Origin of the sequence: Streptomyces enissocaesilis (assembly GCF_039533765.1) — a bacterium.
GTDB lineage: Bacteria > Actinomycetota > Actinomycetes > Streptomycetales > Streptomycetaceae > Streptomyces > Streptomyces enissocaesilis.
Map to the genome: position 1 here is coordinate 54,435 of NZ_BAAAUD010000018.1, position 25,687 is coordinate 80,121.

At 71.8% G+C, this 25,687-nt stretch carries 23 protein-coding genes; 11 read left to right on the top strand and 12 right to left on the bottom strand.

Annotated elements, in window-relative coordinates; genetic code table 11:
* Positions 1-117: 117 nt before the first annotated feature.
* Both ABD374_RS08705 and ABD374_RS08710 read left to right on the top strand, forming a co-directional pair.
* Complete coding sequence (locus ABD374_RS08705) at positions 118-1,020, top strand: S1 family peptidase (RefSeq protein WP_344493147.1); 903 nt, start codon at positions 118-120, stop codon at positions 1,018-1,020.
* A 324-nt stretch (positions 1,021-1,344) separates the two neighbouring features.
* Positions 1,345-2,427: a S1 family peptidase gene (locus tag ABD374_RS08710; protein WP_344493148.1), complete on the top strand. Its 1,083-nt coding sequence runs from the start codon at positions 1,345-1,347 to the stop codon at positions 2,425-2,427.
* 97 nt (positions 2,428-2,524) lie between these two features.
* On the opposite strand, the gene ABD374_RS08715 is transcribed toward ABD374_RS08710, so the two are convergent.
* The 3 genes from ABD374_RS08715 to ABD374_RS08725 all read right to left on the bottom strand — a co-directional run bounded on the left by ABD374_RS08715 (position 2,525) and on the right by ABD374_RS08725 (position 5,674).
* Positions 2,525-3,547: a DUF3533 domain-containing protein gene (locus ABD374_RS08715; RefSeq protein ID WP_344493149.1), complete on the bottom strand. Its 1,023-nt coding sequence runs from the start codon at positions 3,545-3,547 to the stop codon at positions 2,525-2,527.
* 195 nt (positions 3,548-3,742) lie between these two features.
* The gene (locus ABD374_RS08720) at positions 3,743-4,753 is read right to left on the bottom strand and encodes a lytic polysaccharide monooxygenase auxiliary activity family 9 protein (protein ID WP_344493151.1); all 1,011 of its coding nucleotides are present in this window, start codon (positions 4,751-4,753) and stop codon (positions 3,743-3,745) included.
* Positions 4,754-4,969: 216 nt separating this feature from the next.
* Positions 4,970-5,674, bottom strand: coding sequence for a response regulator (locus ABD374_RS08725; RefSeq protein ID WP_344493153.1), 705 nt, complete (start codon positions 5,672-5,674; stop codon positions 4,970-4,972).
* 143 nt (positions 5,675-5,817) lie between these two features.
* On the opposite strand from ABD374_RS08725, the gene ABD374_RS08730 reads away from it, so the two are divergent.
* The 6 genes from ABD374_RS08730 to ABD374_RS08755 all read left to right on the top strand — a co-directional run bounded on the left by ABD374_RS08730 (position 5,818) and on the right by ABD374_RS08755 (position 11,412).
* The gene (locus ABD374_RS08730) at positions 5,818-6,801 is read left to right on the top strand and encodes a Bug family tripartite tricarboxylate transporter substrate binding protein (RefSeq protein ID WP_344493155.1); all 984 of its coding nucleotides are present in this window, start codon (positions 5,818-5,820) and stop codon (positions 6,799-6,801) included.
* Positions 6,798-7,334 (top strand): tripartite tricarboxylate transporter TctB family protein, encoded by a 537-nt coding sequence (locus ABD374_RS08735; RefSeq protein ID WP_344493157.1) that lies wholly within the window; start codon positions 6,798-6,800, stop codon positions 7,332-7,334. The genes ABD374_RS08730 and ABD374_RS08735 overlap by 4 nt, the downstream gene beginning before the upstream one ends.
* Positions 7,335-7,337: 3 nt before the next feature.
* Positions 7,338-8,837, top strand: coding sequence for a tripartite tricarboxylate transporter permease (locus ABD374_RS08740; protein WP_344493159.1), 1,500 nt, complete (start codon positions 7,338-7,340; stop codon positions 8,835-8,837).
* The gene (locus ABD374_RS08745; RefSeq protein ID WP_344493161.1) at positions 8,834-9,337 is read left to right on the top strand and encodes a GNAT family N-acetyltransferase; all 504 of its coding nucleotides are present in this window, start codon (positions 8,834-8,836) and stop codon (positions 9,335-9,337) included. Before ABD374_RS08740 ends, ABD374_RS08745 begins: the two co-directional genes overlap by 4 nt.
* A gap of 281 nt (positions 9,338-9,618) precedes the next feature.
* Positions 9,619-10,749, top strand: a complete 1,131-nt coding sequence (locus ABD374_RS08750; RefSeq protein ID WP_344493163.1) for a methyltransferase domain-containing protein — start codon at positions 9,619-9,621, stop codon at positions 10,747-10,749.
* Positions 10,750-11,214: 465 nt separating this feature from the next.
* Entirely contained in the window at positions 11,215-11,412 is a 198-nt protein-coding gene (locus ABD374_RS08755) for a hypothetical protein (RefSeq protein ID WP_344493164.1), read from the top strand.
* On the opposite strand, the gene ABD374_RS08760 is transcribed toward ABD374_RS08755, so the two are convergent.
* Positions 11,402-11,890 carry a ribonuclease FAU-1 family protein gene (locus tag ABD374_RS08760; protein ID WP_344493166.1) on the bottom strand — a complete coding sequence of 163 codons (489 nt, stop codon included), beginning with the start codon at positions 11,888-11,890 and terminating at the stop codon, positions 11,402-11,404. The genes ABD374_RS08755 and ABD374_RS08760 overlap by 11 nt on opposite strands.
* Positions 11,871-12,791 (bottom strand): GNAT family N-acetyltransferase, encoded by a 921-nt coding sequence (locus ABD374_RS08765; RefSeq protein WP_344493168.1) that lies wholly within the window; start codon positions 12,789-12,791, stop codon positions 11,871-11,873. The genes ABD374_RS08760 and ABD374_RS08765 overlap by 20 nt, the downstream gene beginning before the upstream one ends.
* A 70-nt stretch (positions 12,792-12,861) precedes the next feature.
* Between ABD374_RS08765 and ABD374_RS08770 the strand changes: the two genes are divergently transcribed.
* Positions 12,862-13,236 carry a GntR family transcriptional regulator gene (locus tag ABD374_RS08770; RefSeq protein WP_344493170.1) on the top strand — a complete coding sequence of 125 codons (375 nt, stop codon included), beginning with the start codon at positions 12,862-12,864 and terminating at the stop codon, positions 13,234-13,236.
* A 150-nt stretch (positions 13,237-13,386) separates the two neighbouring features.
* On the opposite strand, the gene ABD374_RS08775 is transcribed toward ABD374_RS08770, so the two are convergent.
* A complete protein-coding gene (locus ABD374_RS08775; RefSeq protein ID WP_344493172.1) occupies positions 13,387-14,496 on the bottom strand; it encodes a DUF5925 domain-containing protein in 1,110 nt (369 codons plus the stop codon).
* 140 nt (positions 14,497-14,636) lie between these two features.
* Here ABD374_RS08775 and ABD374_RS08780 point away from each other — a divergent pair, with 140 nt between their 5' ends.
* Positions 14,637-16,064: a glycoside hydrolase family protein gene (locus ABD374_RS08780; protein WP_344493173.1), complete on the top strand. Its 1,428-nt coding sequence runs from the start codon at positions 14,637-14,639 to the stop codon at positions 16,062-16,064.
* Positions 16,065-16,110: 46 nt separating this feature from the next.
* Here ABD374_RS08780 and ABD374_RS08785 read toward each other — a convergent pair whose 3' ends face one another.
* The 6 genes from ABD374_RS08785 to ABD374_RS08810 form a co-directional block, all read right to left on the bottom strand.
* A complete protein-coding gene (locus ABD374_RS08785; protein WP_425577167.1) occupies positions 16,111-20,061 on the bottom strand; it encodes a lipopolysaccharide biosynthesis protein in 3,951 nt (1,316 codons plus the stop codon).
* Positions 20,054-20,830: a polysaccharide deacetylase family protein gene (locus ABD374_RS08790; RefSeq protein WP_344493433.1), complete on the bottom strand. Its 777-nt coding sequence runs from the start codon at positions 20,828-20,830 to the stop codon at positions 20,054-20,056. The genes ABD374_RS08785 and ABD374_RS08790 overlap by 8 nt, the downstream gene beginning before the upstream one ends.
* A gap of 20 nt (positions 20,831-20,850) precedes the next feature.
* The gene (locus ABD374_RS08795; protein WP_344493175.1) at positions 20,851-21,903 is read right to left on the bottom strand and encodes a glycosyltransferase family 2 protein; all 1,053 of its coding nucleotides are present in this window, start codon (positions 21,901-21,903) and stop codon (positions 20,851-20,853) included.
* Positions 21,900-22,718, bottom strand: coding sequence for a glycosyltransferase family 2 protein (locus ABD374_RS08800; RefSeq protein ID WP_344493177.1), 819 nt, complete (start codon positions 22,716-22,718; stop codon positions 21,900-21,902). Before ABD374_RS08800 ends, ABD374_RS08795 begins: the two co-directional genes overlap by 4 nt.
* A 353-nt stretch (positions 22,719-23,071) precedes the next feature.
* Positions 23,072-24,181 carry a GNAT family N-acetyltransferase gene (locus ABD374_RS08805; RefSeq protein ID WP_344493179.1) on the bottom strand — a complete coding sequence of 370 codons (1,110 nt, stop codon included), beginning with the start codon at positions 24,179-24,181 and terminating at the stop codon, positions 23,072-23,074.
* 1 nt (position 24,182) lies between these two features.
* Entirely contained in the window at positions 24,183-24,590 is a 408-nt protein-coding gene (locus tag ABD374_RS08810; protein ID WP_344493181.1) for a hypothetical protein, read from the bottom strand.
* Positions 24,591-24,774: 184 nt separating this feature from the next.
* Here ABD374_RS08810 and ABD374_RS08815 point away from each other — a divergent pair, with 184 nt between their 5' ends.
* Positions 24,775-25,584 (top strand): SGNH/GDSL hydrolase family protein, encoded by an 810-nt coding sequence (locus ABD374_RS08815; RefSeq protein ID WP_344493183.1) that lies wholly within the window; start codon positions 24,775-24,777, stop codon positions 25,582-25,584.
* The last annotated feature ends 103 nt before the right edge of the window (positions 25,585-25,687 follow it).

Sequence of the window (25,687 nt, forward strand, 5' to 3'; positions counted from 1 at the left end):
CAGCGCTTGTCAGGGGCACACCGTGTCCGGAATTCGGATGACGGGTTCACTGACTGCGCCTCACGGGCCCGTATCCCCCCACGGACGGGCCCCCTACTTCCCTCGGGAGGACGAAAAGTGAGGAACAGGCGCACCACCCCCCGCAATGGCGTGGCGAGACGATCCCGCCTGATCGCCGTCACCGCAGGACTCGTCGCCACCGCCGCGCTCGCCGTACCGAACGCCAGCGCCGACACGGCCCGTACGTACAGCGCCGACCAGCTCTCCTCCGCGAGTGAGGCGGTCCTGGAGGCCGATGTCGCCGGCACCGCCTGGCACATCGACAAGGCGACCGACACTCTGGTCGTCACGGCCGACAGCACCGTCTCCGGCGCCGAGATCGCCGAGATCAAGCGGGAAGCCGGGGCGAACGCGGGTGCCATCCGCGTCGAGCGGACCCCCGGCAGGTTCTCCAAGCTCATCTCCGGCGGCGACGCCATCTACGCCACCAGCTGGCGCTGCTCCGCCGGCTTCAACGTCCGCAACAGCGCGGGCACCTACTTCTTCGTGACCGCCGGTCACTGCACCGACGGCAATCCGCCCTGGTACACCGACTCCGCCCGCACCACGAGCATCGGCCCGACGGCCGGATCCAGCTTCCCCGGCAACGACTACGGCCTCGTGCGGTACGCCAACACCTCGGTCCCGCACCCGGGCACCGTCGGCAACCAGGACATCACCAGCGCGGCCAACGCCACCGTCGGCATGTCCGTCACCCGCCGCGGTTCCACCACCGGCACTCACAGCGGTACCGTCACCGGACTCAACGCCACGGTGAACTACGGCGGCGGCGACATCGTCTACGGCATGATCCGCACCAACGTCTGCGCCGAGCCCGGCGACAGCGGCGGCCCGCTCTACTCCGGCACCCGTGCCATCGGTCTGACCTCGGGCGGCAGCGGCAACTGCTCCTCCGGCGGCACGACCTTCTTCCAGCCGGTCACCGAGGCCCTGAACGCGTACGGCGTCAGCGTCTACTGAGAGGAAATCACTCCGGAAGACCGACCGCGGTCGGCAGCAGACGAGTCCCCGCCCGGCCGACCGGGCGGGGACTCGCCGTCGAGTGGAGGAATACCGGACAGGGGCACTTCTCACGCGTTGCCGCCCAGATGGTCGCATCCGGTGTTCGCGAACGCGACCGACTGGGCAGAGCTCGGAGAGTAAAGACATGGCGGGCGCGCGGAGGTCGTCGTGTGCGCGTCCTGAAGACGGTTCTGTGTGCCGCCGATCAGCCTCGGAATGGTGGGCGCACTACGGCCCCGCCCCCCACCTTGCAGGGCCGAACCCCCCACAGGAGGTCATGACGTGAAGCACCGACGCACATTCAAGCGGCGCGTGGCGATGGCGGGAGCCGGAGCCGCGGCCCTGATGGCAGCGGGAGTAACCTTCCAGACTGCGAACGCCAGTGACGAAACCCCTCGGCACACCGTCAAGAAGCTGACTGCGACGGGGGCCGAAAAGCTCGCCTCCGACCTCCAGTCGACCCTGGGCGACAACGCGGCCGGGGCGTACTACGACAGCGAGTCCGAGGAGCTCGTGGTCAACGTCATGAACGAGACGGCGGCCCAGAGCGTACGGAAAGCGGGCGGCAAGCCCAGAATCGTCAAGAACACCCTGGCCGAGCTGAGCGCCGTACGGTCCGCGCTCAGCGGCGAGACCACCGTCCCCGGCACCGCCTGGACCACCGACCCGGTCACCAACAAGGTGGTCGTGACGGCCGACCGTACGGTCGAGGGCGACGCGTGGGCGAAGCTGGAGAAGGCCGTCCGCGCGTTCGGCCAGAAGGCCCTGCTGAAGAAGTCCGCCGGAGAGTTCAAGCCGCTCGTCGCGGGCGGCGACGCGATCCTCAGCGGCAGCGCACGCTGTTCGCTCGGCTTCAACGTGGTCAAGGGCGGCGCGCCCCACTTCATCACGGCGGGCCACTGCGGCAAGGCCGGCAGCCAGTGGGCGGACTCCAAGGGCGGCGCGCTCGGCACGACGGCCGTCTCGACGTTCCCCGGCAACGACTTCGCGCTCGTCAAGTACGACGACGGGGTGGAGCACCCGAGCGAGGTCAACCTCTACAACGGCAGTACGCAGCCGATCGCCCAGGCGGGCGAGGCGATCGTCGGCATGGCGGTGCAGCGCAGTGGCTCCACCACCGAGGTGCACGACGGCAAGGTCAGCGCGCTGGACGCCACCGTGAACTACGGCAACGGAGACGTCGTCAACGGGCTCATCCAGACCACCGTCTGCGCCGAGCCCGGTGACAGCGGTGGCTCGCTCTTCACGGGCGACACGGCGATCGGCCTCACCTCGGGCGGCAGCGGCAACTGCACGGCGGGCGGCGAGACGTTCTTCCAGCCGGTGCCGGCGGCGCTGAAGGCGCTGGAGGCGGAGATCGGCTGAACCCCGGGTCCCGGTTCCGGTACTGGTCCGGCCTGCCTGCCGGGGCCCCGTCCGGTGCGCGTGCGTACCGGACGGGGCGCTGCCCCGGACCCGGTCCTCACATGCCGGACGGCGGGGAATCGACCGTGTCCGGTCTGCGCAGCGAGGCCATGATCAGGGTGATGACGCTGCCCGCGATCGCCCAGATGCTGAGGACCTGAAGCGGTCCGGAGACCGCGTTGCCCCGGAAGTACGCGATCGAGCGCGCCGCCCAGGTGCCCGCGCCCGGCGGCAGGGCGGGGCCGATCGTCTCCCAGAAGGGCGGCAGCATCGGCAGCGGGAACGCCCCGCCCGCGCTCGGATTGCCCGCGATCACGACGAGCAGGACGGCCAGACCGATCCCCACGATGCCGGTGAGCGCCTGGAGGGCGAGCGTGATCGCGCCGACGGAGAAGACGACCAGGGAGCCGAGACCCCACAGGGCCATGATGCTGCCGGGCAGAGCGTCGAGAACCGGTCCGACGATGATCGCGCCGCCGAGCCCGCCCGCGATCGAGTAGAGCGCCATGACGCCGAGCCTGATCACCGCGCGCTCTCTGTTGGCGGGCCGGGAGCCCGCGCTGATCGCCAGGATCGAGGCGCAGAGGTAGCCCCCGACACACCACCCCACGACCAGGTAGAAGGCGGAGAGGCCGTCGAAGTCCCGGTCCGAGGCCGGGGCCACGTCCACGGTTTCCACGGTGCGCCGCTGGGACGCCTCGACCTTGGTGGCGAGCGCGGTCAGGGCCGAGGAGAGCACGGTGCCCCCGCCGGAGGCGACCAGCAGGGTGTCGGTCTTCGATGCGGGGGAGACGATCAGGGCGCCGTCGATCTCACGGTTCAGGATCTGCCGTCGGGCGGTGGCCTCGTCCGCGACCGTGCGCGGGTCCAGGGGGTCGCCGGGCAGGTCCTGGAGCCGGTCGACGAGGCGCGTGGCCGACTGCTCGGGTGCGACGACGCCGAAGGGCACGTTCCGGGGCTTCGGGCTGTGCAGTGCTCCCACGTAGGACGTGATGAAGAGCAGTTGCAGGGCGAGCACGCCTATGACGAGCAGTGCGGCCCGTGGCGTGACGGCGGTCTTCACCTCGTCGACGAGAGTCATGTCCCCACGCTCGGGGGCACCCGGCGTTCGCGCAGGCGGGGCTGGGCCGATCGGCTGACACTGCGAGCGCTGCCGCCCGACGGCTGCCGCAGAGCTGCCGCCCCCGCCCGGGAAACGAGGCGGGGGCGGCAGCAGCCACAGAGGCCGGCCGGTGCCGGTGCCGGAGCCGAAGCGGGGGCCGAAGCCGGTGCCGGGTCAGCGGCGGCCGGCCTTGCGGCGGACGGCGCCGAACATCACCGCGGCCCCGACGGCGAGCGCGGCGGCGCCGCCGATCGCGAGGTACCGGGTGGTGCCGTCGCCACCGGTCTCGGCCAGGTTCTCGCCGGCAGCGGTGACCGGCTGCGCGGCGCCGGTGCCGTTCGCCTCCGGCGCGTTGGCGGCGGGCTCGTCGGCGGCCTGGCCGGTGGCCGGGGCCGTCACCTCCGCGCCGGTCTCGTGGTCGTCGTCACCGTGGCCGTTGTGCTCCACGGTCGACTCGTCGGCCCCGTCCGCGACCTCCTGCTCGGTGGGGGCGGACGCGGTCGGAGCCGGGGCGGCGCCCGACCCGCCGGTGTCCTTGCCGAAGACCACGTCGGAGCAGGTGTAGAAGGCCTCCGGGCTGTCCGAGCGCTGCCAGACGCTGTAGACGAGGTGACGGCCCGACTTGTTCGGGACCGTGCCGTCGAAGACGTAGTCGCCGTTCTCCATCGCCGGGTCCGTGACCTCGGCGAAGGGCTTCTCCTCCAGGTCGGACCACTTCAGCGGTTTCGTCGGGTCGTAGCCGTCCTTGGTGAGGTACAGCTCGAACGAGCCCCTGTGCGGAGCCGTGCCCTTGTAACGGAAGGTGTGCTTGCCGGCGGCCAGCTTCGACGACGGCCAGTCGGCACGCGGCAGGTCCAGGCCCTTGTACTTGTCGTTGCCGGCGCTGCACAGCTCGCCGTCCGGGATCAGCTGCTTGTGGTTGCCGGCGGCGTTCGCGATGTTGACCGCGTTCCAGTCGTAGAACGCCTGCACACCGCTGGCCGCGACCGCCGCCTTGCACGCCGCCGAGTCGGGGCTCTCCGGCCCCTCCGCGTAACAGGCCGACACCCGGGAGACCGGGTCCGTCATCGAGCCGTGGGCGGAAGCCGGAACGGCCGACAGGGCGGTCAGCGCGAGCGGCGTGATGCCGAGGGCGGCGATTACGGCAGCCGTGCCGCCCTTGCGGTCCGTGCGACGAGCGGTCATCGGGTCGTTCTCCTTGCGGTGGGGACACATGGCGGCACGGGGCGGGAATCGAGTCCGGCGGCGCGGCCCCCCGAAAACAAGCGGCGCCGACGGACCGAACTCCGCCCCGGCGATCAGCAAGCTAGCCCCCGGAAACAGCGAAATCCCCCGCCCGGGGCGGGGGACGGTGATCCTTATGGTGCCTTTAAGGAACCAATCAGCGATCGTTAAGAACCGTCAGCCGATCCACCGGTAGCGGCGCTCCGGCCGCCCCGTTCCGCCGTACCGCAGCGTCACCTCGGCGCGGCCCGTGTCCGCGAAGAACTCCAGATAGCGGCGCGCGCTGACGCGTGACAGTGATCCGGACTCGGCGCACTCGGTGGCGGAAAGGCCCGAGGGGTGCTCGCGCAAGGTGCGCTCGACCAGCTCCGCCGTGGGCGTCGCGAGGCCCTTCGGCAGCTCGCGCGAGCCCGGCGGGCGGGGCCCGAAGATCTGGTCGACGTCCGCCTGGCGCGCCTCGCCCTGCTCGGCGAGTTCGTCGAAGCGGGTACGCACCGACGCCACGTACCGCAGCTGCTCCTGAAGGGCCGCCCGGTTGAACGGCTTGATCAGATAGTGCAGGGCGCCGGCCCGCAGCGCGGCCCTGATGATCCCGGCATCGCGGGCGGCCGTGATGAACAGCGCGTCCACGGTGTGCCTGTCCTCCGTGGACGCGGCCCGCTCCTCCGCCGCGCGCAGCTCGCGCAGCACACTGATCCCGTCCATGTCGGGCAGATATACGTCGAGCAGGACCAGATCGGGACGAAGCCGTTCGGCCGCGCGCAGCGCCTCGGCACCGCTGTGCGCCACTCCGACGACCGTGAAACCGTCCGTCGCGGACACGCAGCGGCTGTGCAGCTTCGCGACCATGAAGTCGTCGTCCACCACCAGCACCTTGGTCACCGCGCAAGGCTAGGGCGCGACCACAACGACCACAACGTCCGTTGGTTGCGGAAGCGAGACAGCTTGTCAACGTGCGGGCAACATGTGGGCCACCTCACGAATTTCCCTGAATCCCCAGTTCAAACGGACAGGTGGTGGCCCAGGTGCGCGTGCGCACTCCCCTCGCCCTGCTCGGGGCGGCACTGCTGGTACTGGTGGGGCCGCCGCTGCTCACGACAGGCAGCGGCGCCGACACCGGCACGCAGATCCCCGGTCTGCGCTTCATGGTTCCCAATACCCCCGGCGGCGGCTACGACATCACGGCCCGCACGGCCGCGAAGAACGCCGAGGACGCCGGCCTCACCCACAACATCGAGGTGTTCAACCTGCCGGGAGCCGGCGGCACCGTCGGTCTCACCCGGCTCGTCGGCGAACACGGCAACGGCAGGCTCGCCATGTCGATGGGGCTCGGTGTCGTCGGCGCCGTACACACCAACAAGTCGCCCAGGACACTGGGCGACACGACACCGATCGCCCGGCTCACCGAAGAGCAGGACATCGTCGTCGTCGGCAAGGGCTCCCCGTACCAGACCATCGACGACCTCCTCGCCGCCTGGAAGAAGGACCCCGCCAAGCTCCCCGTCGGCGGCGGCTCCTCACCCGGCGGACCCGACCACCTCGCGCCCATGCTGATGGCGAAGGCGGCGGGCATCGAGCCCAAGTCCGTCAACTACATCCCGTTCGACGGCGGGGGCGAGCTCCTTGCCTCCATCCTCGGCAACAAGGTCGCCTTCGGCGTCTCGGGCGTCGGCGAGTACCTCGACCAGATCAGGTCGGGCGAGCTGAGGCTCCTCGCCGTCACCGGGCCCGAGCGCGTCGAGGGTCTCGACGCCCCGACCCTGCGCGAGTCGGGCCTGGACACCGACTTCACCAACTGGCGCGGCATCGTCGCGCCGCCCGGACTCACCGACACCGAGCGCGACAAGCTCGTCGCGCTGATCGAGAAGCTGCACGCCTCGCCCGAGTGGCAGGCGTCGATGGAGAAGAACGGCTGGGACGACGCGTTCCTGACCGGGGAGGCGTTCGGCGACTTCCTGGACGAGCAGGACGAGCGCGTGGACTCGGTGCTGAAGGAGCTGGGGCTGTGACGACCGGAACCGCACCCGGGACCCCCGCGCCCGCCGGCCGCGGCGGGTGGCTGCGCGAACACTCCGAAATCGGTGTCGCCGTCCTGCTGTTGCTGCTCGGCGTCCTCGTCCTCACCGACGCCCTCACCATGGACGTCGACCTCACCCAGCGCGGACCCGTCGGGCCGAGGACCGTCCCGGTCGTCGTCGGCGTCGCCCTGCTGCTCGTCGCCGTACTCCTCGCCCTCGACGTCCTGCGCGGCGGCCGCGGCGAGGCCGAGGGCGGCGAGGACGTCGATCTGAGCGAGCCGGGCGACTGGCGTACGGTCCTGCTCCTCACCGGGGTCTTCCTCGGCAACGCGGTTCTCGTCGATCCGCTCGGCTTCCCGGTTTCCGGGGCCCTGCTCTTCTGGGGATCGGCGTACGCGCTGGGCAGCCGCCACTACGACCGCGACCCGCTCATCGCGGCCGGCCTCTCCCTCGTCACCTTCTTCGTCTTCGACAACCTGCTCGGAGTCCCGCTCCCCGGTGGCCCCCTGATGGAGGTGCTCTGAGTCATGGACTCCCTCAACTCCCTTCTCGACGGCTTCGGCACGGCCCTCACCCCCGTCAACCTGCTCTGGGCGGCCATAGGCGTCCTGCTCGGCACGGCCATCGGCGTACTGCCGGGCATCGGCCCCGCGATGGCGGTGGCCCTGCTCCTCCCGGTCACGTACGGTCTCGAACCCACCGGCGCCTTCATCATGTTCGCGGGCATCTACTACGGCGCGATGTTCGGCGGCTCCACGACCTCCATCCTGCTCAACACCCCGGGGGAGAGCGCGGCTGTGGTGGCGGCCATCGAGGGCAACCCGATGGCGAAGGCGGGACGCGGCGCGCAGGCGCTGGCGGCCGCCGCCATCGGCCACTTCGCGGGCGGCATGATCGGCACGGTCCTGCTGGTGGCGCTCGCCCCGACCGTCGCCTCGCTGGCGGTGGACATCGGCGCGCCGGACTACTTCGCCATCATGGTGCTGGCGTTCATCGCCGTGACGTCCGTGCTCGGCTCGTCGCGTATCAGGGGCGCGGCGTCGCTGCTGATCGGCCTGGCCATCGGCCTCGTCGGCCTGGACCAGATGACCGGCCAGCAGCGTCTCACCTTCGGCTCGCTCCAGCTCGCCGACGGCATCGACGTGGTGATCGTCGCGGTCGGCCTCTTCGCGATCGGCGAGGCGCTGTGGGTCGCCGCGCACCTGCGGCGCTCGGCCGCCGAACCCATTCCGGTCGGCCGCCCCTGGCTCGGCGGGGCGGACGTGAGGCGCACCTGGAAGTCCTGGCTGCGCGGCCCGCTGATCGGTTTTCCGTTCGGCGCGATCCCGGCCGGCGGCGCGGAGATCCCGACGTTCCTGTCGTACGTCACCGAGAAGCGCCTCTCGAAGCACAAGGAGGAGTTCGGCCAGGGCGCCATCGAAGGCGTGGCGGGACCGGAGTCGGCGGCCTCGGCCTCCGCCGCCGGCACCCTCGTCTCGATGCTGACGCTCGGCCTGCCGACGACGGCCGTCGCCGCCGTCATGCTGGCCGCCTTCCAGCAGTACGGCATCCAGCCGGGACCGCTCCTCTTCGAGCGCGAACCCGACCTGGTGTGGGGCCTGATCGCCTCGCTCTTCGTCGGCATGGTGCTGCTGCTCCTGCTCAACCTGCCGCTGGCACCGCTGTGGGCGAAACTGCTGCGCATCCCGCGCCCGTACCTCTACGCCGGGATCCTCTTCTTCGCGGCGGTCGGCGCGTACGCGGTGGGCGGCGAGGCGCTGGACCTGGTGATCCTGCTGGTCATCGGCCTGATCGGGTTCGGCATGCGGCAGTACGGGCTGCCGGTGCTGCCCGCGGTGATCGGCGTCATCCTCGGCCCGGCGGCGGAGCAGCAGTTGCGGCGCGCGCTCCAGATCAGCGACGGAAGCGCGACGGGACTGGTCGACACGCCCTTCTCGGTGACGGTCTACGCCGTGATCGTCGTCCTGCTGGCCTGGCCCTGGCTGAAGAAAGCGGTGATGCGCGGCCGCCGTAACGTGTCGGCATGACCGACGACACCGTCCGCCCCGCCACCTTTGCCGACGTACCGGGGGTGAAGGCCGTGACCGACGCGGCCTACCACCACTACATCGAACGGATCGGCGTGGTGCCGGCCCCGATGGAAGCCGATCACGCGGCGAACGTCGCGGCGGGACGGGTGTTCGTGACGGGTGATCCGGTGCGGGGCGTCCTGGTGCTCGTACCGGAGGCGGACCACCTCTTCCTCGACAGCGTCGCGGTCCACCCCGACGCCCACGGGCGGGGGGTGGGCCGCCGCCTGCTGGAGTACGTCGAGGCGCACGCGCTCTCGCTCGGGCTGCCGGAGGTGCGTCTCTGCACGAACGCCGAGATGTGGGAGAACCAGAAGCTGTACCCCCGGTTCGGGTACGAGCTGGTGGAGCGGCGGATGGAGGGCGTGTACGACCGCTTCCACTACCGCAAGCGGCTGTCGCCGGCGCCGACGGGTCAGGAACCGCCGAGCCCGGACGCCCGGCGCTCCGACCACTGAGCCGATCCGTCGAACGTGGCCCGGCGCAGCCCCCCAGAGGGCGCGCAGGGGCCCGCGCCGGGCCGCGGCCCGAGCGTCGGACTGCGCGAGCGCGGGATCGTCATCGACCCGGCCACGGGCAGCTCCTCGACCTGCTGACGCTGTGCGGCTGCTCCACCACGCGGTCGGCTTGCTGGCACGGGCCACCCGCCTCGGTCCGGAACCGGGCGCTCCGGCGTCCGCGGACCACGCGCCCGGCTGATCGCCGGTGAATGTCAGTGAGGGCTGCGACGATCGGACGCATGACGACGATCGACTGGGACGCGACCGCGGACTCCTTCGACCAGGAGCCGGACCACGGGCTGCTCGACCCCGCGGTGCGCGGGGCGTGGGCGGCGAGGATGAGGACGTGGCTGCCGCAGGACGGGCCGGCCGAGGTGCTCGACCTCGGTTGCGGTACGGGCAGCCTGTCCCTGCTCGTCGCCGAACAGGGACACCGGGTGACCGGGATCGACCGCTCGCCCCGGATGGTGGACCTCGCCCGGATCAAGCTGGCGGGAACGGCGGAGGCCGAGGTCCTCGTCGGGGACGCTTTCCGGCCGCCGGTCGGGGAGCGGAAGTTCGACGTGGTGATGGCCCGCCATGTGCTGTGGCTGCTGCCGGACGCGGGCGCCGCCCTGCGGCACTGGTGCTCACTGCTGAGGCCCGGCGGGCGGCTGCTGCTGATCGAGGGGGTGTGGGACGGCGTGGGCATCCCGGCCCGTGAGGTGACCGACGCCCTCGCCCCGCTCGCCCCGCACGTCCAGTACGAACGGCTCTCCGGCGACCCGTCCCTGTGGGGCCGTACCGTCGACGACGAGCGTTACGCCGTGGTGGCCCGCCCGGGCCGCCCGGCCCCGCGTCCCCGCCACACCGAAGTGGTCGACGTGCACCTGATCCTCCGCCGGGGCGACGAGGTGCTGCTCGCCCGCCGCGCCGGCACGGGGTACGCGGACGGCCTGCTGAACGGGCCCTCGGGACACGTGGAGGACGGCGAGGACGTCCGCGCGGCGATGATCCGCGAGGCGGGGGAGGAGATCGGCATCACGCTGGCCCCGGACGACCTGCGCGTGGCGCTGGTCATGCAGCACCGCGCGCCGGGCGGTGATCCCAGGACGGGCTGGTTCTTCGAGGCACGGTACGGCGCGGGCGGCGAGCCGTACAACCGGGAACCGGACAAGTGCTCCGAGCTCGCCTGGCACCCCCTGAGCGCCCTGCCCGCCGACATGGTCGCCTACTGCCGCGCGGGCCTCGACGCGTACCGGGCGGGTGAGCGCTTCGTCGTCCACTGGCACGAGGACGGCGACTCCATCGCCTACGACGAGAAGGGCCGGTCGCGAGCGATCCACCTTCCGGCGACGGGCACACCGGGTACGGCAGGTGCGCCGTCATGAGAAAGCGTGTGCGCGCGCTCGCCGTTCTGCTGCTTCCGCCGGTGCCCGGTGCCTGCGGTACGGAGCAGGCCGCCACTCCTGCGCCCGCCGAACTCGGGGCGCGGGCCGGGGAGTCGGCCCTGGAGCTGATCCATGTGACCGGGGTGTCCGGGTACGAGCCGGCCGAGCAGTCCGTCGGCGTCATCGGGAACGACGGTTTCTCGGCCGCGTACTTCTCCCCGGAGAGCGGCGGACAGATACAGCTGCCAGTCGGCCGGGGGAAGCTGGACGAGGCGAACCGCACCACAGTGCCCACGGAGACGGGAACGGGAGCGGAGACGGCAGCGGGGACGGAGTCCGGGGCCGGCGAGGGGGGGCGAGTGCGAGCGGGACGGCGACCACTGGTACCGCGCCTCGGGCACCTCGCACACGTACGCGCGGGCGTACGACGGGCATGTGGTGCGGGTCGGCGCCGATCGGGGCACCGTGGACCGCGACACCCTGCGGCAGGCCGCCGAGAAGGCGCACCGGGCGGACGGCCGTGAGCTGGACGCGGTCCTCCCGGAGCGCGGCGAAGGCGCCGGCGCGGACGAGATGCCCGAGCGCGGCGACCTGCCCCCGGAGGGGGACGGCGCCCCCGACAACGACATGGGGGCGACCGGCCGAGTCCCCCTCAGTGGCTGAGCGCCTCGGCGAAGGCCGGGCCGCGGCGGGCGAGGGCCTCCAGGGCGTCGAGCGTGCGAAGGGCCTCGGCCGCAGCCTGCGGATCGTGGTCCGCCAGGCCGCTCGCCTCGAACTCGTCCTCGTCCAGCCGCAGGACCGTGGAGCCGTCCGCCGACAGCCACAGGTCGAGGTCCAGGTCCTCGACCTCCACCCGGCCGTCACCCACGACCGCCGGACGCGTCACGTCGCAGTACCAGCCCTTCAGCGTGCCGTCCGCCGTCCTGACCTCCTTGACGGCGTACCACCGGTCCCGCCAGTAGTGCTCCGTGAAGACGTCACCGGGCTCGAACCGTACGAAGCCGAAGTCCCGTACCCCCGGCGCCGCCCACGGCGCCCGCACCACCAGGTGCGTGCCGTCGTCGAAGACCACGGAAGCCGGGTAGCGGATTTTCGTACGGCCGGCCTTGACGAGGGCTATCTCAACCGAACTCGCGGACATGGCGTACCTCCGAGGCGCAGATCTCGTATCCGAACCACTTGTTGACGGCGAGCATCGGACCGTTGTCCGCGTCGTTGCTGGTGTACGCGTCCGTATAGCCGGCGGCGCGGGCGCGGTGCAGCGAGTCGGCCTTGGCCAGCTTCGCGAAGCCCCGGTTGCGGTGGGCGCGCACGGTGCCGGTCATGCCGGACCAGTAGCGGGTGCGGCCGTCCGTATGGGCCGCGGTGAACGCCGCGACCCGTCCGTCGGCCACCACGACCGTGGAGAGGCCGTGGTCGAGGAGCGGATCGTTCCAGGTGTGGTTGATCCAGTCGTCGTAATCGGTGAAGTCGGTGCTGATGTCGCCCGGTTCGTCGGCGGTGGCCTCCGCGTCGGCCTCGAACATCGGCCGCGGGTCGTCCAGGAAGTCCGCGGCGGTACGGAGCTCCACCCCGGCGGGGAGGGACTGCGGCCGGGGGAGCGGCCCTTCCGCCAGGCCGAGGCGTTGGAAGTGCAGGGAGCGGGTCGGCCGGTAGCCGCGCTTCTCGGCGAACGCGCGCGATGCGGGTACGTCCACCACCCAGGCGTAGACCGCCGTGGCGCCCTCCGCGCCGAGATGCTCCTCCGCCGCGCGCAGCAGCAGCGACCCCGCGCCCCGGCCGCGGTGGCCGGGGTGGATGTACGGGGTGACGTACGCCTGGCCCGGCTCGGCGCTGTCGTACGCGATACCGGCGAAAGCCGTGCCGATGACTTCGCCGTCCCGCTCGGCCGCCAGCATGCGCATCTTCTTGGCGGGATGCGCGGTGCTCCGTTCGAAGGCCACGGACGCCGGGGTCACGACCATGAAGGGGACCGCGGCGCGGCGCACCCTGATCCAGGCGTCGGTGTCGGCGGCCGTGAAGTCACGGACGATCAGTGTCATGGAACGGCACGTTACGCGCGGGACGTGTTCCGGTGCCTCCCGATTTCCGGTGGTGGGAGACAATCGGGCCGTGACCTTGAAGATCTCCCTCGACGCGGACTCCGGCAGCGCCCCGTACGAGCAACTGCGCGCCCAGATCTCGGAACAGGCCCGCGCCGGTGCGCTGCCGGTGGGCCACAGGCTCCCGACCGTACGCGGCCTCGCGGAGGAGCTGGGCCTTGCCGCGAACACCGTCGCGAAGGCGTACCGCGCGCTGGAGGGCGACGGGGTGATCGAGACGCGGGGGCGGAACGGGACGTTCGTCGCGGCGGCGGGGGACGCTGCTCGCAGGGAGGCGGCGGGGGCGGCGCAGGCGTACGCGGAGCGGGTCCAGCGGCTGGGCCTCGGCCGGGCGGAGGCGACGGCTGCGGTCGAGGCGGCGCTCCGGGCCGCGTACGAGGCGTAGCGGGGTGCGGTGCGCGAGGTGCGGTGGGGTGGGGTGCGGGGCGCCGTTGCGCGGGACTTGTTCCCCGCCCCGCCTGCCCCCTCCCGTAACCGGAGCTCCGCCCCGGCCGGGAAGGAGAGGGCGGGGCGGGATGAGGGAAACGGCCGGAGGCTACAGGTAGAGGCCCGCGTCCGAGCCCTCGTGCTGTGCCGGGACCGACGCCGGGCCGCTGCCGCGGCGCAGCGCGTACAGCTCCGCCAGCGTCGCACCGTCCCGGCCGACGGCCTCCTCCAGGCCGTGGACCTCCCCACCGAGCCAGTCCACCGCCTCCGCGCGCGTCAGCGAGCCGACTTCGATGCGCGCCATGCACCGCCCCGGCCGCACCACCGCCGGATGGAGGCGCTCCAGGTCCTCGTTGGTGGTGACGCCGACCAGGACGTTCCTGCCCTGTCCCAGCAGCCCGTCCGTCAGGTTCAGCAGGCGGGAGAGCGCCTGGCCCGCCGTGTGCTTCGCCTCGCCCCTGATCAGCTCGTCGCAGTCCTCCAGCAGGAGCAGCCGCCAGCGCTCCTTCGCCGAGCCGTCGTCCTCGCCGATCGCGATGTCCATCAGATAGCCGACGTCGTTGAAGAGCCGCTCCGGGTCCAGTACGCAGTCGACCTGGCACCAGTCCCGCCACGAGCGGGCCAGCGTGCGCAGCGCGGACGTCTTGCCCGTACCGGGCGGGCCGTGCAGCAGGAGCAGACGGCCCGCGATGTCGTCCGGTGTCACCTTCATCAGCCGGTCCATGGCGTCGGCCACCGGCGCCGTGTAGTTGGACCGCACCTCGTCCCACGTACCGGCGGCGATCTGCCGGGTGGTGCGGTGCGGGCCCCGGCGCGGGGAGACGTACCAGAAGCCCATCGTGACGTTCTCGGGCTGCGGTTCGGGTTCGTCCTGCGCGTCGTGCGTCGCCTGTTCCAGGACCTTCTCCGCGAGGTCGGAGGTGACGGCGGTGACGGTGACGTCCGCGCCGCGGGTCCAGCGGGACACCAGCAGTGTCCACCCCTCGCCCTCGGCGAGGACCGCGCCGCGGTCGTCGTCGCGGGCCGCGCGCAGGACCTTCGCGGACGGCGGGAGGAGGGTGGCACCGGGTTTGACGCGGTCGATCGACTTGCTGTGGGAGTACGGCTGCTCGCCCGTCGCGAAGCGGCCGAGGAACAGCGCGTCGACGACGTCCGACGGCGAATCGCTGTCGTCGACGTTGAGCCGGATCGGCAGAGCGGCCTCAGGGTTTGCGGACATGGCGCCCATGATCCGGCACGGGGCCGCCCCGTGCACCCCGGTTTCATACGTTCATCCGTTCCACGGAGCGGCGTGCCGTTACGTGCCTGTTCCTCTGATACCTGCCGGAATGCCGTCCCCCGCCGATACGCTGGCCGGTGATGCGACGCCATGGGTGGGACTCCGGGGCAAGGCGGTGGCGGCTCCTCGCGCTGACCGGCGTGGGCGTGGTCCTGATCGCCCTCGTACTGACGATGTGTACGGCTCTTCCCGACGGGGACGGCCGCAGCGGCGACGCCGGCACCACCACCACCGACGGCGGCAAGGTGCACGGCACCCCCGTCGAGCCGTCGGCCGCGCCGGAGCCCGAACTCGGCTGGGGCTTCACGCACACGCAGTACAGCGCCGACGAGGGCGCCGGCGCCGCCCTGCGCAGGGCCGAGGACACGCTGTCCGCGACGCCCCTGCCCCAGATCCAGCACATCATGGGGTGGGGCGCGGAGAACCCGGAGCCCTCTCCGGGCCGCTACCGATTCGACGAGCTGGACAGCCGCGTCGACCTGATCCGCAGGACGGGCGGCACCCCGGTCATCACGCTGTGCTGCGCGCCGGACTGGATGAAGGGCGGCCGGGCCGGGGCGGGCAACACCGACTGGAGCAGGCGGTCCCTGGAGACCGCGCCGAGCCCCGAGCACTACGAGGACTTCGCGAAGCTCGCCGGCACGGTGGCCAGACGCTATCCCGACGTACGGCACTTCATCGTCTGGAACGAGTTCAAGGGCTTCTTCGACGACGGCCGCAAACGCTGGAACCACGAGGGGTACACCGAGCTCTACAACCTGGTGTACGCCGAGCTGAAGAAGGTCGACAAGGAGAATCTCGTCGGCGGTCCCTACCTCGTCATGGACAGCTACGAGCCGCGCGACACGACGTACGCCTCCGCTCTCGAGGGCCCCTGGGGCAGCATCGACCAGCGGGCCCTCGACGCCTACACCTACTGGAACGAGAACAAGAAGGGCGCCGACTTCGTCGTCGTCGACGGCTCCAGCTACACCCGGGACGACGAGTTGCTGCCCGACGAGTTCCGGGCCACGGACAAACTCACCGCGGTGAGCGAGTGGATCCGCGACCGGTCCGGCGGGCTGCCGGTGTGGTGGGCGGAGTACTACGTCGAGCCGGGTGACGACGACGACGACCGCGACGGCTGGAGCGAACCGCACCGCGTCGCCGTGCACGCCTCGGGACTGATGGCGATCGCCCGCGGCGGCGCGAGCACGGCCTTCTACTGGAATCCGCAGAACAGGGGCGCGAAGTGCGCCGGCTGCCTGTGGCGCTCCACGCGGCTGGAGGACGGCGGCGGGGCGCTGCCCATGATGAAGCTGCTGTCGCGGTTCGCGCAGGAGTTCCCGCCGGGCACCCGGTACGACGGTTCCGTGCGGGTCGCCGCCACCGACGTCTCCCATGTCCGCGTCCTCGCCGACGACGAGACCGTCCTGGTGGTGAACACCCTCGACCGGCCCGTCGAGGCGAAGGTCGACGGGAAGTCCTTCGGCATGCGGGGTCACGAGGTGAGGTGGCTGGCGCGCTGACGCCGCGTCCGGTCCGCCCTCCCGCTCTCCCCGCCCTCCTCCGGCCTCACGACATCGTCAGGAAGCGCCGCACCAGCGAGGCCAGCAGCACGGCCAGCAGCGGCAGCGAGAACCAGAAGGTGCTCTGCAGCCACTGCAACTGCCGTACGCCCGGCGCCACCGCCACCCGTACGACCTCCCGCGCCGCCAGCAGCACGATCAGCACCAGCGCGGCCAGCGCGCCCACCACCGACCACGGCGTCCAGGTGGTCTTCGGGCCCGCCGGGCCCGGCTGCGGCTTCTCGACCGGGCCGTCGGGCTGCTCGCGCAGCGCGTACATCGACACGTCCGTGTTCGACAGGACCTTCGTGAGCTCGGGCCGTCGGTCGAGCTGCGCGGTCAGCCGCTTCTCCCAGGTGTCCGGGTAGCCCGAGTCGAGCCGCAGATAGGTCGACTGGCTCCGGTTGACCATGAGGTACGAGTTCGGGCCCGCCTCCTTCAGCGACTTGACCAGCCCGGCCACCAGCACCGGGTCGACGGGGGCGAGCGTCGGTACGTAGGTGACCTTCTCCATGTCCCGCGCGCCCCAGGGGATCGCGGGCGTCACGTTGTTCAGGGTGTCGTTGCTCATCCACAGCAGCCGTACCGACGGATCGTCGTGCGCGTACACGAACTCCATCGCCGCGACCTCGCCGCTCCTGGTCCGCTCGAAGGACTCGTTGCCCCAGCGGGAGACCAGGAAGCCGCCCATCAGGAGCAGCCCCGTCAGCAGCGCGGCGAGCGGAGCGAGGCTCCCCCGGCCCGCCCTCCGCCCGGCGGTGGTGGCGCCGGTCCGCGGAAAGAGCGCGAGGCCGGCCAGCAGGGCCGCGCCCGGCAGCGCGAACATGAAGACGCGCAGGGCCATTTCGCCGCCGTACGACTGCATGCCGAAGCCCAGGAACGGCACGAACGCCAGCACCAGGAGCGAGCGCTCGCCGTAGCCGGCGACGCGCCGCCGCCACCAGCCCCAGCACGCGAGGGCCAGCACACCGCCGGCCATCGCGACCCGGACGTACAGCACCAGCTTGTGTGCCGAACTCCCGCCCTCGATGCGGCCGGAGACGGAGGACGTCACATTGCTGCCGAGGCCGCCGACGCCGCCGAACAGTTCGTCGAAGTGTCCCGACCAGTACGGCTCGGCGAAGAAGCCGATCCAGACCGCGACCATGACGCCGAACAGCAGGGGCAGCCCGCGCAGCGTCGAGCGGCCCGCCACCACCAGGACGGCGAGGACCCCGAGCATCACGAACGGCGTGAGCTGGTGGGCCGGGACGGTGGCGGCGAAGAGCCCGATCAGCACCAGCAGCAGCACCGCCTTCTCGCGCCGCCCGGCCGGCCTGACCTCGGTCTCACCGGGACGCCGCTTGGTCCACAGCACGCGCGGCTCGCGGAACCAGAGGAGCAGCACCGCCACGAAGGCGAGGTACATCCCGTAGGTGAAGCCCTGCGGCGAGAAGTAGTCCTGGCCGACCCAGCCGCTCAGGACGAAGATCCAGGCCCCCGCCCACCTGGCCCGCCAGCCCGCCCGCATCGAACGCGTCAGCAGGAACAGCGGCGGCAAGTAGAGCAGTTGCATGGCCAGTGGCCACCAGCGGATCACGGACGACATGTCGGAGACGCCGCACGCCCCGGCGACGAAGGTGGCCAGGGCGAAGAAGCCGGGCCAGCTCCAGCGCGCGTCGAGGTCGGGCACCGCCGTGCCGGTCCGGCCGATGTAGTCCAGGAAGCCGAGGTGCTGCCACGCCGTCGGGAACCGCGGTTCGGCCTCCAGCACGGCGGGCAGCGCGTGGAGCGACACCACGGTGGCGAGCAGCGCCACCGTCAGCAGCACGGTCCGCGGCCGGTGCAGCCACAGCAGCGAGGCGAAGGACAGTGTGAGCAGTCCCGCGCCGACCAGGGTCGCCTGCGGGAGCACGGAGACCAGCCCGAGGCCGCCGATGTGCTCCAGGTCGTCCTCGCCGATGCCCCGCACGGGCAGCCAGTACAGGGCGAGCGCGGCCAGGAGCAGCAGCCCCACGCCCAGTTCGGGGGCGCGGAGGCGGATCCGGGCGCGCAGCGGGGCGGGGCGGGGTGCGGGCAATACGTCGTACGCCTGGGACGCCCGGGACACTCGGGACGCCCGGGACACCTGTGAGGCCGCCGCCCCGGGCCCCTCGCCCGCCGCGGGCTCCCTCCGCACCGCGAGCTCCTCGCTCGCCTCGGAAGAGGGCACGGGAGCCGGTACGGACGGGGTGGAGCGGGGCGGTGGAGTCACCCTCGGCAGCGGCGACCCGAGCGCCCATGCCGGCCGGTGGCCACCGCTCTCGTCGGCCCCGTCGGCCCCGCCCGCCCCGCCGTCCGCATCGGTCGTACCGCTGCCACCGCTGCCGCCGCTTCCCGGCACGGGCGTACCGGTGGCCGGAGTCTCCGGTCCCGGCCGCAGGTCGGGCCTGCGCTCCGGGTGGTCGAAGTCCAGCCGCGCCCCGAGGGGCATGGTGGGCGGACCGAGCGCCGAGCGCAGCACCCGGCGCGCCCCGGACTCGCCGGCGGACAGCCCCTCCCCGTCCGTAGGGCCGCCGCCGGGGGAGCCCGCCGCGTCGCCGTCGGCCGTCGGACCGCCGTCGGGAGCCGCCGCGTCCGCCCCCGTGGACCCGGCGGCGGGCGGCGCCGACCGCACCACCCGGTACAGCATCACGCCCGCGACCGAGGCCACCACCGCCAGGCTGGAGATCTCCGCGACCCCCGCCCCCACCAGCCCCATGCGCGGCAGCAGCAGCAGCGTCAGGCCGAGCACCAGGACGCACAGCCCGCCCTGGAGGTAGGCGAGCCCGGACGTGCGGCTCTGGGCGCGCAGGACCGCGAAGTACACCTCGATGACGACGCGCAGCAGCGCGCCGACGGCGAACCAGCGCAGCAGCGGGGTCGCGGCGTCCGCGTAGCCCTCGCCGAAGACGCCCAGGATGCAGGGGGCGCCGAAGAACAGGACGGCCGCGACCGGCAGCATGATGCGCGCCATGCGGCGCAGCGCGGCCCGGCAGTTCTGGGCGAGGGCGGACGGGTCGTGCGCGCCTTCCACGGTCAGCGAGGCACCCATGTTGATCGCGAGCAGGTTGACCGTGCCGCCGATGGTCGTGGTGATGTAGAAGTACGCGTTGTCCTCGGAGCTGACCTGCGAGGCGACGATCACCGGCACCGCGTAGACGACGGCCAGCGAGAACAGCGAACCGGTGTAGTCACCGGCCAGGAAACGCCCCATCTGCCGCAGCGTCGGCGGCTGCGCCGTGTGCGCGGTGGCCTTCGCATGGCGCGGCACCAGGCGCCGGAAGACCAGCCACCCCAGCGGGATCACGGACACGGCGATCGCCGCGACCCACGAGACGAAGACACCCGCGGTCGGGACGGAGGTCGCGATCAGGATCAGCAGCACCAGCTTGACGGCGGAGAAGACGGTGTTGCCGACGGGCACCCACAGGGCGCTGCGCAGACCCGTCAGCACCCCGTCCTGGAGCGTGAGCAACGACCAGGCGACGACGGCCAGTACGAACCCGAGACCGTTCAGCGGGCCGTGCAGGAAGCTGTACGAAGGGCCCCACAGGCCGAGCGTGGACAGGAAGGCCAGGGCCGCCACCGCGGCCACCACGGAGCTGCCCGCGTACGTCTGCCGGACCAGCCGCCCGGTCCTGCGTCCGGCCACCGGGATGAAGCGCGCCAGCGCCCCGGTGAGCGTCAGCGCGGCCAGGCCGGCCAGCAGCTTCATCGCGGCGATGGCCGCCGAACCCTGGCCGACCGCGGACTCCGAGTAGTACCGGGCCGCGGCCAGCCAGAAACCCAGGCCGAGCAGCGCGCTGATCCCCGTGTTGAGCATCAGCGCGTAGGCGTTGCGGAAGAGCGGACTCCCGTCGCTCTTCCCCGGCAGACGCGGACGGCGCCCGGACGACGGCCGGTTCTCCGCCGCCGGGTTCCCGGTGTTCTCGGCCCGGGCGGTGGTCGTGTCAGACACGGATCCTGCTTACCTTCCGGCCGGCCGCTCGGGCTCTGCGGACCATGGCGTACCCCTTGGTGAGGATCCGGTGCCCGGCGAAGTCACGGGCGACCGACCGGCCCTCCACCAGCCGCCCGAACTCCTCGATACCGGTACTGCGCTGTACGGTCACCCGCTCCAGGGCGTACGGCCCCTGGCGCCGCTCGGCGAGCGCGTTGCCCACGGCGAGCGACTGCGCGAACCCGGCCTCGCGCACCGCGCGGCGCACGCGCCGGCTGGAGTAGCCGTAGGGATAGGCGAAGGAGACGGGCCGGACGCCCACCTCCTCCGTGACGATCTCCCGGCAGCGCCGCGTCTCGAACCACAGCTCCCCGTCCGTGAGCTGGTCCATCTGCGGGTGGGTGTGGCTGTGGCCGCCGATCTCGGCCCCGGCGGCCGCGAGGTCCCGCACCTGGTCCCAGTCCAGCATGGTGTCCGAAGGCGGGTCCCCGCCGGCGTACGGGCCGCGCAGCCAGCCCGTCGAGACGAACAGGGTGGCCGCGAAACCGTGCCGGACGAGAGCGGGGAGGGCGTGCCGGTGCACGCCCTCGTAACCGTCGTCGAAGGTGATCAGCACCGGCCGCTCCGGCAGCGTGCCGCCGCTCCGCCAGGCCGCGCCCAGCTGCGCCGTGGTGAGCGGGGTGAAGCCGCGCGCGTCGAGCAGCCCCATCTGCTCGGCGAACGCCTCGGGGGAGACCGAGAGGCCGTACGTCGCCTTCGAGGGCCGGTGCCCCACCGCGTGGTACATCAGGATCGGTACCGGCCCGTTCACCGTGTCCCACCTCGCGTACGCGTTCTTCCGGCGGCCGGGAGGGGCGCGGAGGGCGTGCCCTCCGGAGGTGCCGAGGGCGCGCCCGGCACCGAGAACGGGTTCCCGTTCCTGCGGGCCCGGACACTCCCGAGCACGTACCCGCCCGCCGCGGCCGCCACTCCCGCCACGATGGCCCCGGCCCGGCCCGCGCCGCCCGGCCGCCCGAGGGCCGCGTCGCGCAGCCCCCGGGCGACACCGGCGGGCAGTACCCGTGTCGTGTAGCGGCGTTCGGACTCGAGTCCCTTGCCCGCACCCACGCTTCGCGCCACGAGCGCCTTCGACAGTCCCTCGGCGTAGGTCCGCGTACGGAAGTAGCCGAAGCGCTCCCGGACGGCCGGAACCCTGTGGTGGATCACCGAGCGGTCGTCGATCAGCAGCACCGCGTCCGGCATCGCCCGGGTGAGCCTGATGCACAGCTCCGTCTCCTCGCCGCCCAGCGGCCGCCTGTCGCCGTCCCTGCCGATGCCGGTGGCGAAACCGCCCGCCACGTCGAACGCCGACTTGCGGAAGGAGGCGTTCCCGCCGAGGACGTTGCGGACCCGCACCCGTCCGGGCGGCAGGCCCTTGTACGTGCAGCCGACGACCCAGTCGAACTCCTCGGGGAACCAGACCGGCCTGCGGCCGGACGCCCAGGCGGGCAGGGTCCGGCCCCCGACGGCCATCACGCGCGGATCGTCGTACCCCTCGGCGAAGTGCAGCAGCCAGTCGCGCTCGGCCACGGCGTCGTCGTCGAGGAAGGCGACGATCTCGCCGCGGGCCGCGGCGATACCGGTGTTGCGGCCCGCGGAGAGGCCGCGGGGGCCCGCGTTGGCGAGCACCCGCACCTCCTCCCGGTCGTTCCCGTACTCCGTGCCGAGCCGCTCCAGCAGCGCCGGATTGTGGTCGACGACCAGCAGCGTCTCGGCGGCGGGCCGCGACTGGCGGCGCACCGAGCCGACCGCCGCGAGGATGTCCTCCCAGCGGTCCTCGGTGTACACACAGATCACCACCGAGATGTCCAGGTGGCTCAAGACACCTCTCCCCGGCTGGCTCCGGGCGCGAAGGCCGGCGGGCGGCGGCGTCCGGTGCGCCGCTTCCCCTGCTCCTTCAGGATCACTCTGAGGACGCGGAACCCGTCCCGCACGGCGCTGAGGTTGCTCATGCCGTGGATGCGGACGTACTCGTGACTCGGTATCTCCTGGACCCGCAGGCCGGCCTTGACGACCCGGATGTTCATCAGGGTCTCGACCTCGAAGCCGGTGCAGTCGAGGTCGATCTTGTCGAGGCAGTGGCGCCAGAAGGCGTTGTAGCCGTAGCACAGGTCCGTGTACCGGGCGCCGAACTTGGCGTTGACCACGGCGCACAGCACCCGGTTCCCGAGCTTGCGGATCGGCGTCATGTCGTCCGTGCCGCCGCCGTTGGCGAAGCGCGAGCCCTTGGCGAAGTCGGCCCCCGAGACGAGCGCCGACACGTAACTGACGATCTCGTGGCCGTCGGCCGAGCCGTCCGCGTCGACCATCACGATGATCTCGCCGGTGCTGGCGGCGAATCCGCTGATCAGTGCGTCGCCCTTGCCTTTTCCGCGCTGTGTGACGACTTTGATTCCCGGCCAGAGATCGCGGGCCACCTGAACGGTGTCGTCGGTCGAATTCCCGTCGACCAGGACCACTTCGTGGATCCAGTCGGGGAGTGTCTTGAAGACGTACGGAAGATTCTCCGCCTCGTTCATGGCGGGGATCACGACAGTCACGGGCGGCGTTATGGCGAGGTGCGAAGATATGCGCCGGTAGCCGCCGGACATGAGTGGATATTGCCCTTCGACCGCAGGGCGGAGGAATGAGCTCATGAGTCTTTTCCCTCTCCACCGGTGGACCGCCCGCCCCGGGCGGTCCGGATGAGTTTCCGGTTCGAAAGGGGGGTTCCCGCCCGGCCCATGACGGCATGTCGCTCCGTGCGGGACGGACGAGTCGGCACTGCTGGTCGCGCGGCCCGCGACTCGGCACAGTTGTGGTCACCGAGCACGGCACCCCCCTTACCGCGCTCCGCTCCGGCCCCCATGGCGACGCTTGAGCCCTCCCCTAGAGCCGCTCTGCATGAGGGACCGGTGCGGGTGTCTGTACGACGGTATTGATGAGTGGGACTGTAGGGCAAGACCGGGAACTCGGCCTCACTTTTGGTGTTTTCGGCCGTGTTCAACGGTCAGATATGCGACCGTCCCGATCGGAATTCCCCGATCCGTTTGAGCAGCCTGTCCGCGGGTTCGAACAGTTCCGGCCGTTCGACCACGGTATTGCGCAACGCCCGGACCGGAGCGCGGTGCGCCCAATGCCCGAGTGCGACGGGGTGACGGCGCATCACCCAGCCCTCCGAGACCGTTATCTCGCGGGTCTTGAGGGAGTTCTTGTACTGTTTCTGGCCGCGGCCGAGATCGATGTACGCGATGCCTTCCGCGGCGGCGGCTTCGGCGATGCGCAGGTGCATCAGCAGGCCGGGCGAGAATTTCGCGAACTCCGGATCGTAGGCGGGGAACCAGCAGCTGATGATCCTCTCCGAACGCGGACCGAAGTGCGCGGCGATCGGCCGGCCGTCCGCGTAGAGCACCGAGAGCAGACCGCTGAAGGAGTCCGTCCGGGTGTGGAACAGGTGTTCCACGAGCCCGGTGATCCAGGACTGGGTGAAGCGGTCGCTGCGTCCGGTCCTGCGGTACTGCGCGGACTTCCAGCGCATCAGCGTGCGCAGCACCGCCGGATCGCGCTCGTCGTGCACGTACCTCAGCTCGTCGACCGTACGCAGCAGCCTGCGTTCCTTGAGGGAGGTCGACCTGACGAACTTCGGCGCGTTCTTCCGCAGGTGCGCGAGGTACGCCTCGTAACCGTCCTGGACGTCGATCACGGGTGAGGCGAACGAGCCAGTGGCTCCGGCTTCGAACGGCTCCTGCCCCTGTACCAGGTGGTCGAACTCCCACAGCGCGAGCCCGCACGCCCGCAGCAGCTCTCGCGCGTCCCATGCGAAGCCGGGCCCGTGCACCAGGCCCTGGCTGTCGGAGACCCCGAGACCGACGGCCCGGCCGACGCCGGCGGCGGATCTCTGGTACGGGAAGAAGGCGGCGGGCTCCCCGTCTTCGCGTACGACGGCTATGCGCACCCCGCGCCGGTACCGGCCGACGGCCAGCGCGAACTCCGGGGAGAGGAAGGGGTTCGCCAGCTCCGGCGAACCGTGGAGGTGGGCCTTGGACTGCAGGGCGGTCCAGGCCGCCCGGTCGGCGGCGCCGAGCTCGCCGGGGCGGTGCACGCTGATGTCGCGGTCCATGTCAGGAGGTCCGCCTTCTCGCCGTGGGGCCGCCGGGGCGCCGTACCCGTACCCGTACCAGCGTCAGGAGGAAGAGCAGGGCGCTGATCGTGGTGATCGCCGCGACCCCGCCCCTGACCGACCAGATGTGCGTGGCCAGCATCGTCTGGGCGACCAGCAGGTTCAGTGCCACCGCTCCCGCCGCCGATGCCACCAGGCGGCCCAGCGGTTCCAGGCCCCGAAGTCCCGCGGCCACGGCGCAGGCCGGTGCCGCGATCAGGAAGAAGAGGGTGAACGGCGCGCGAAGCGGCGATGTCAGGTCGGCGAGCGCCAGGACGGCGCCGACCGCCGATACGGCGAGCGCCGCGCCCGCGAGGACGGGCAGCGAGTCCGTGACAGCCGCTGATGGCTTGTTACCGATGGCCTGCATTGGCGACTTTGCCCCCCGACGCGCCGGATGCCGGGCTTCAATGTCGCTCAGCCCGCTCGGGCGCGTCAAGCATGTGGAGAAGCGGTGCGGAAGATCTCGGCGAAAGTTCTTGGCATGGACGCTTCCGGTGAAGTGGGGGGACTGCTACGAAAGTCGAGGCGGAAATCCTGCTAAGGGAGGCTCCATGAAACGATCCCGAATCGCGGCGTTCTCATCCTCGCTCCTGCTCGCCGCCGCGCTCGCCCTCACCGGGGCGAGCGCGGCGCACGCGGCCGAACAGGCCTCGTCCCCGGACTACGTGGCCCTCGGCGACTCCTATTCCTCGGGTGTCGGGGCCGGCAGCTACGACAGCGCCAGCGGCGCCTGCAAGCGCAGCACGCGCGCCTACCCGGCCCTGTGGGCGGCGTCGCATTCACCCTCGACGTTCGCTTTCACCGCTTGCTCGGGCGCTCGTACGGGTGATGTGACAGCAAGTCAGCTCGGACCGCTCAACGCCTCGACCGACCTCGTCTCCCTCACCGTCGGCGGCAACGACGCCGGCTTCGCGGACGTCATGACGACGTGCGTACTCCAGTCCGACTCCGCCTGCCTGGCCCGGATCGCCGAGGCGCGCGCCTACGTCGACACCACCCTCCCCGGCAAGCTCGACTCCGTGTACTCGGCGGTCAGGGCGAAGGCCGCGGCGGCGCACGTCGTCGTGCTCGGCTACCCCCGCTTCTACAAGCTCAGCGGCAGCTGCATCGCCGGGCTCACCGAGAGGGAGCGCGCCGCGATCAACGACGCCTCCGACCACCTCAACGCCGCCACGGCCAAGCGCGCGGCGGACCACGGCTACACCTTCGCGCAGGTGACCGATGCCTTCACCGGTCACGAGATCTGCTCGTCGGCGCCGTGGCTGCACAGCGTGAAGTGGACCAACGTCGGCGATTCGTACCACCCCACCGCGGCAGGCCAGTCGGGCGGCTACCTGCCCGTCTTCACCTCAGCCGCCTGACCCGCGCATCCGCCGCGTCGCCGGCCGGACAGGAGGCTCCGTCCGGCGGAGCCGGGGCCTCCTGCTCACGGACCGGCGAGAACGACCCGGTGCCGGAAGCGGC

Bases quoted from the DNA above. Each gene is read 5' to 3' on its own strand.
- ABD374_RS08715 (WP_344493149.1), bottom strand. From the start codon at position 3,547: ATGACTCTCGTCGACGAGGTGAAGACCGCCGTCACGCCACGGGCCGCA.
- ABD374_RS08720 (WP_344493151.1), bottom strand. From the start codon at position 4,753: ATGACCGCTCGTCGCACGGACCGCAAGGGCGGCACGGCTGCCGTAATC.
- ABD374_RS08740 (WP_344493159.1), top strand. From the start codon at position 7,338: ATGGACTCCCTCAACTCCCTTCTCGACGGCTTCGGCACGGCCCTCACC.
- ABD374_RS08745 (WP_344493161.1), top strand. From the start codon at position 8,834: ATGACCGACGACACCGTCCGCCCCGCCACCTTTGCCGACGTACCGGGG.
- ABD374_RS08750 (WP_344493163.1), top strand. From the start codon at position 9,619: ATGACGACGATCGACTGGGACGCGACCGCGGACTCCTTCGACCAGGAG.
- ABD374_RS08760 (WP_344493166.1), bottom strand. From the start codon at position 11,890: ATGTCCGCGAGTTCGGTTGAGATAGCCCTCGTCAAGGCCGGCCGTACG.
- ABD374_RS08765 (WP_344493168.1), bottom strand. From the start codon at position 12,791: ATGACACTGATCGTCCGTGACTTCACGGCCGCCGACACCGACGCCTGG.
- ABD374_RS08775 (WP_344493172.1), bottom strand. From the start codon at position 14,496: ATGTCCGCAAACCCTGAGGCCGCTCTGCCGATCCGGCTCAACGTCGAC.
- ABD374_RS08780 (WP_344493173.1), top strand. From the start codon at position 14,637: ATGCGACGCCATGGGTGGGACTCCGGGGCAAGGCGGTGGCGGCTCCTC.
- ABD374_RS08790 (WP_344493433.1), bottom strand. From the start codon at position 20,830: ATGTACCACGCGGTGGGGCACCGGCCCTCGAAGGCGACGTACGGCCTC.
- ABD374_RS08800 (WP_344493177.1), bottom strand. From the start codon at position 22,718: ATGAGCTCATTCCTCCGCCCTGCGGTCGAAGGGCAATATCCACTCATG.
- ABD374_RS08805 (WP_344493179.1), bottom strand. From the start codon at position 24,181: ATGGACCGCGACATCAGCGTGCACCGCCCCGGCGAGCTCGGCGCCGCC.
- ABD374_RS08810 (WP_344493181.1), bottom strand. From the start codon at position 24,590: ATGCAGGCCATCGGTAACAAGCCATCAGCGGCTGTCACGGACTCGCTG.
- ABD374_RS08815 (WP_344493183.1), top strand. From the start codon at position 24,775: ATGAAACGATCCCGAATCGCGGCGTTCTCATCCTCGCTCCTGCTCGCC.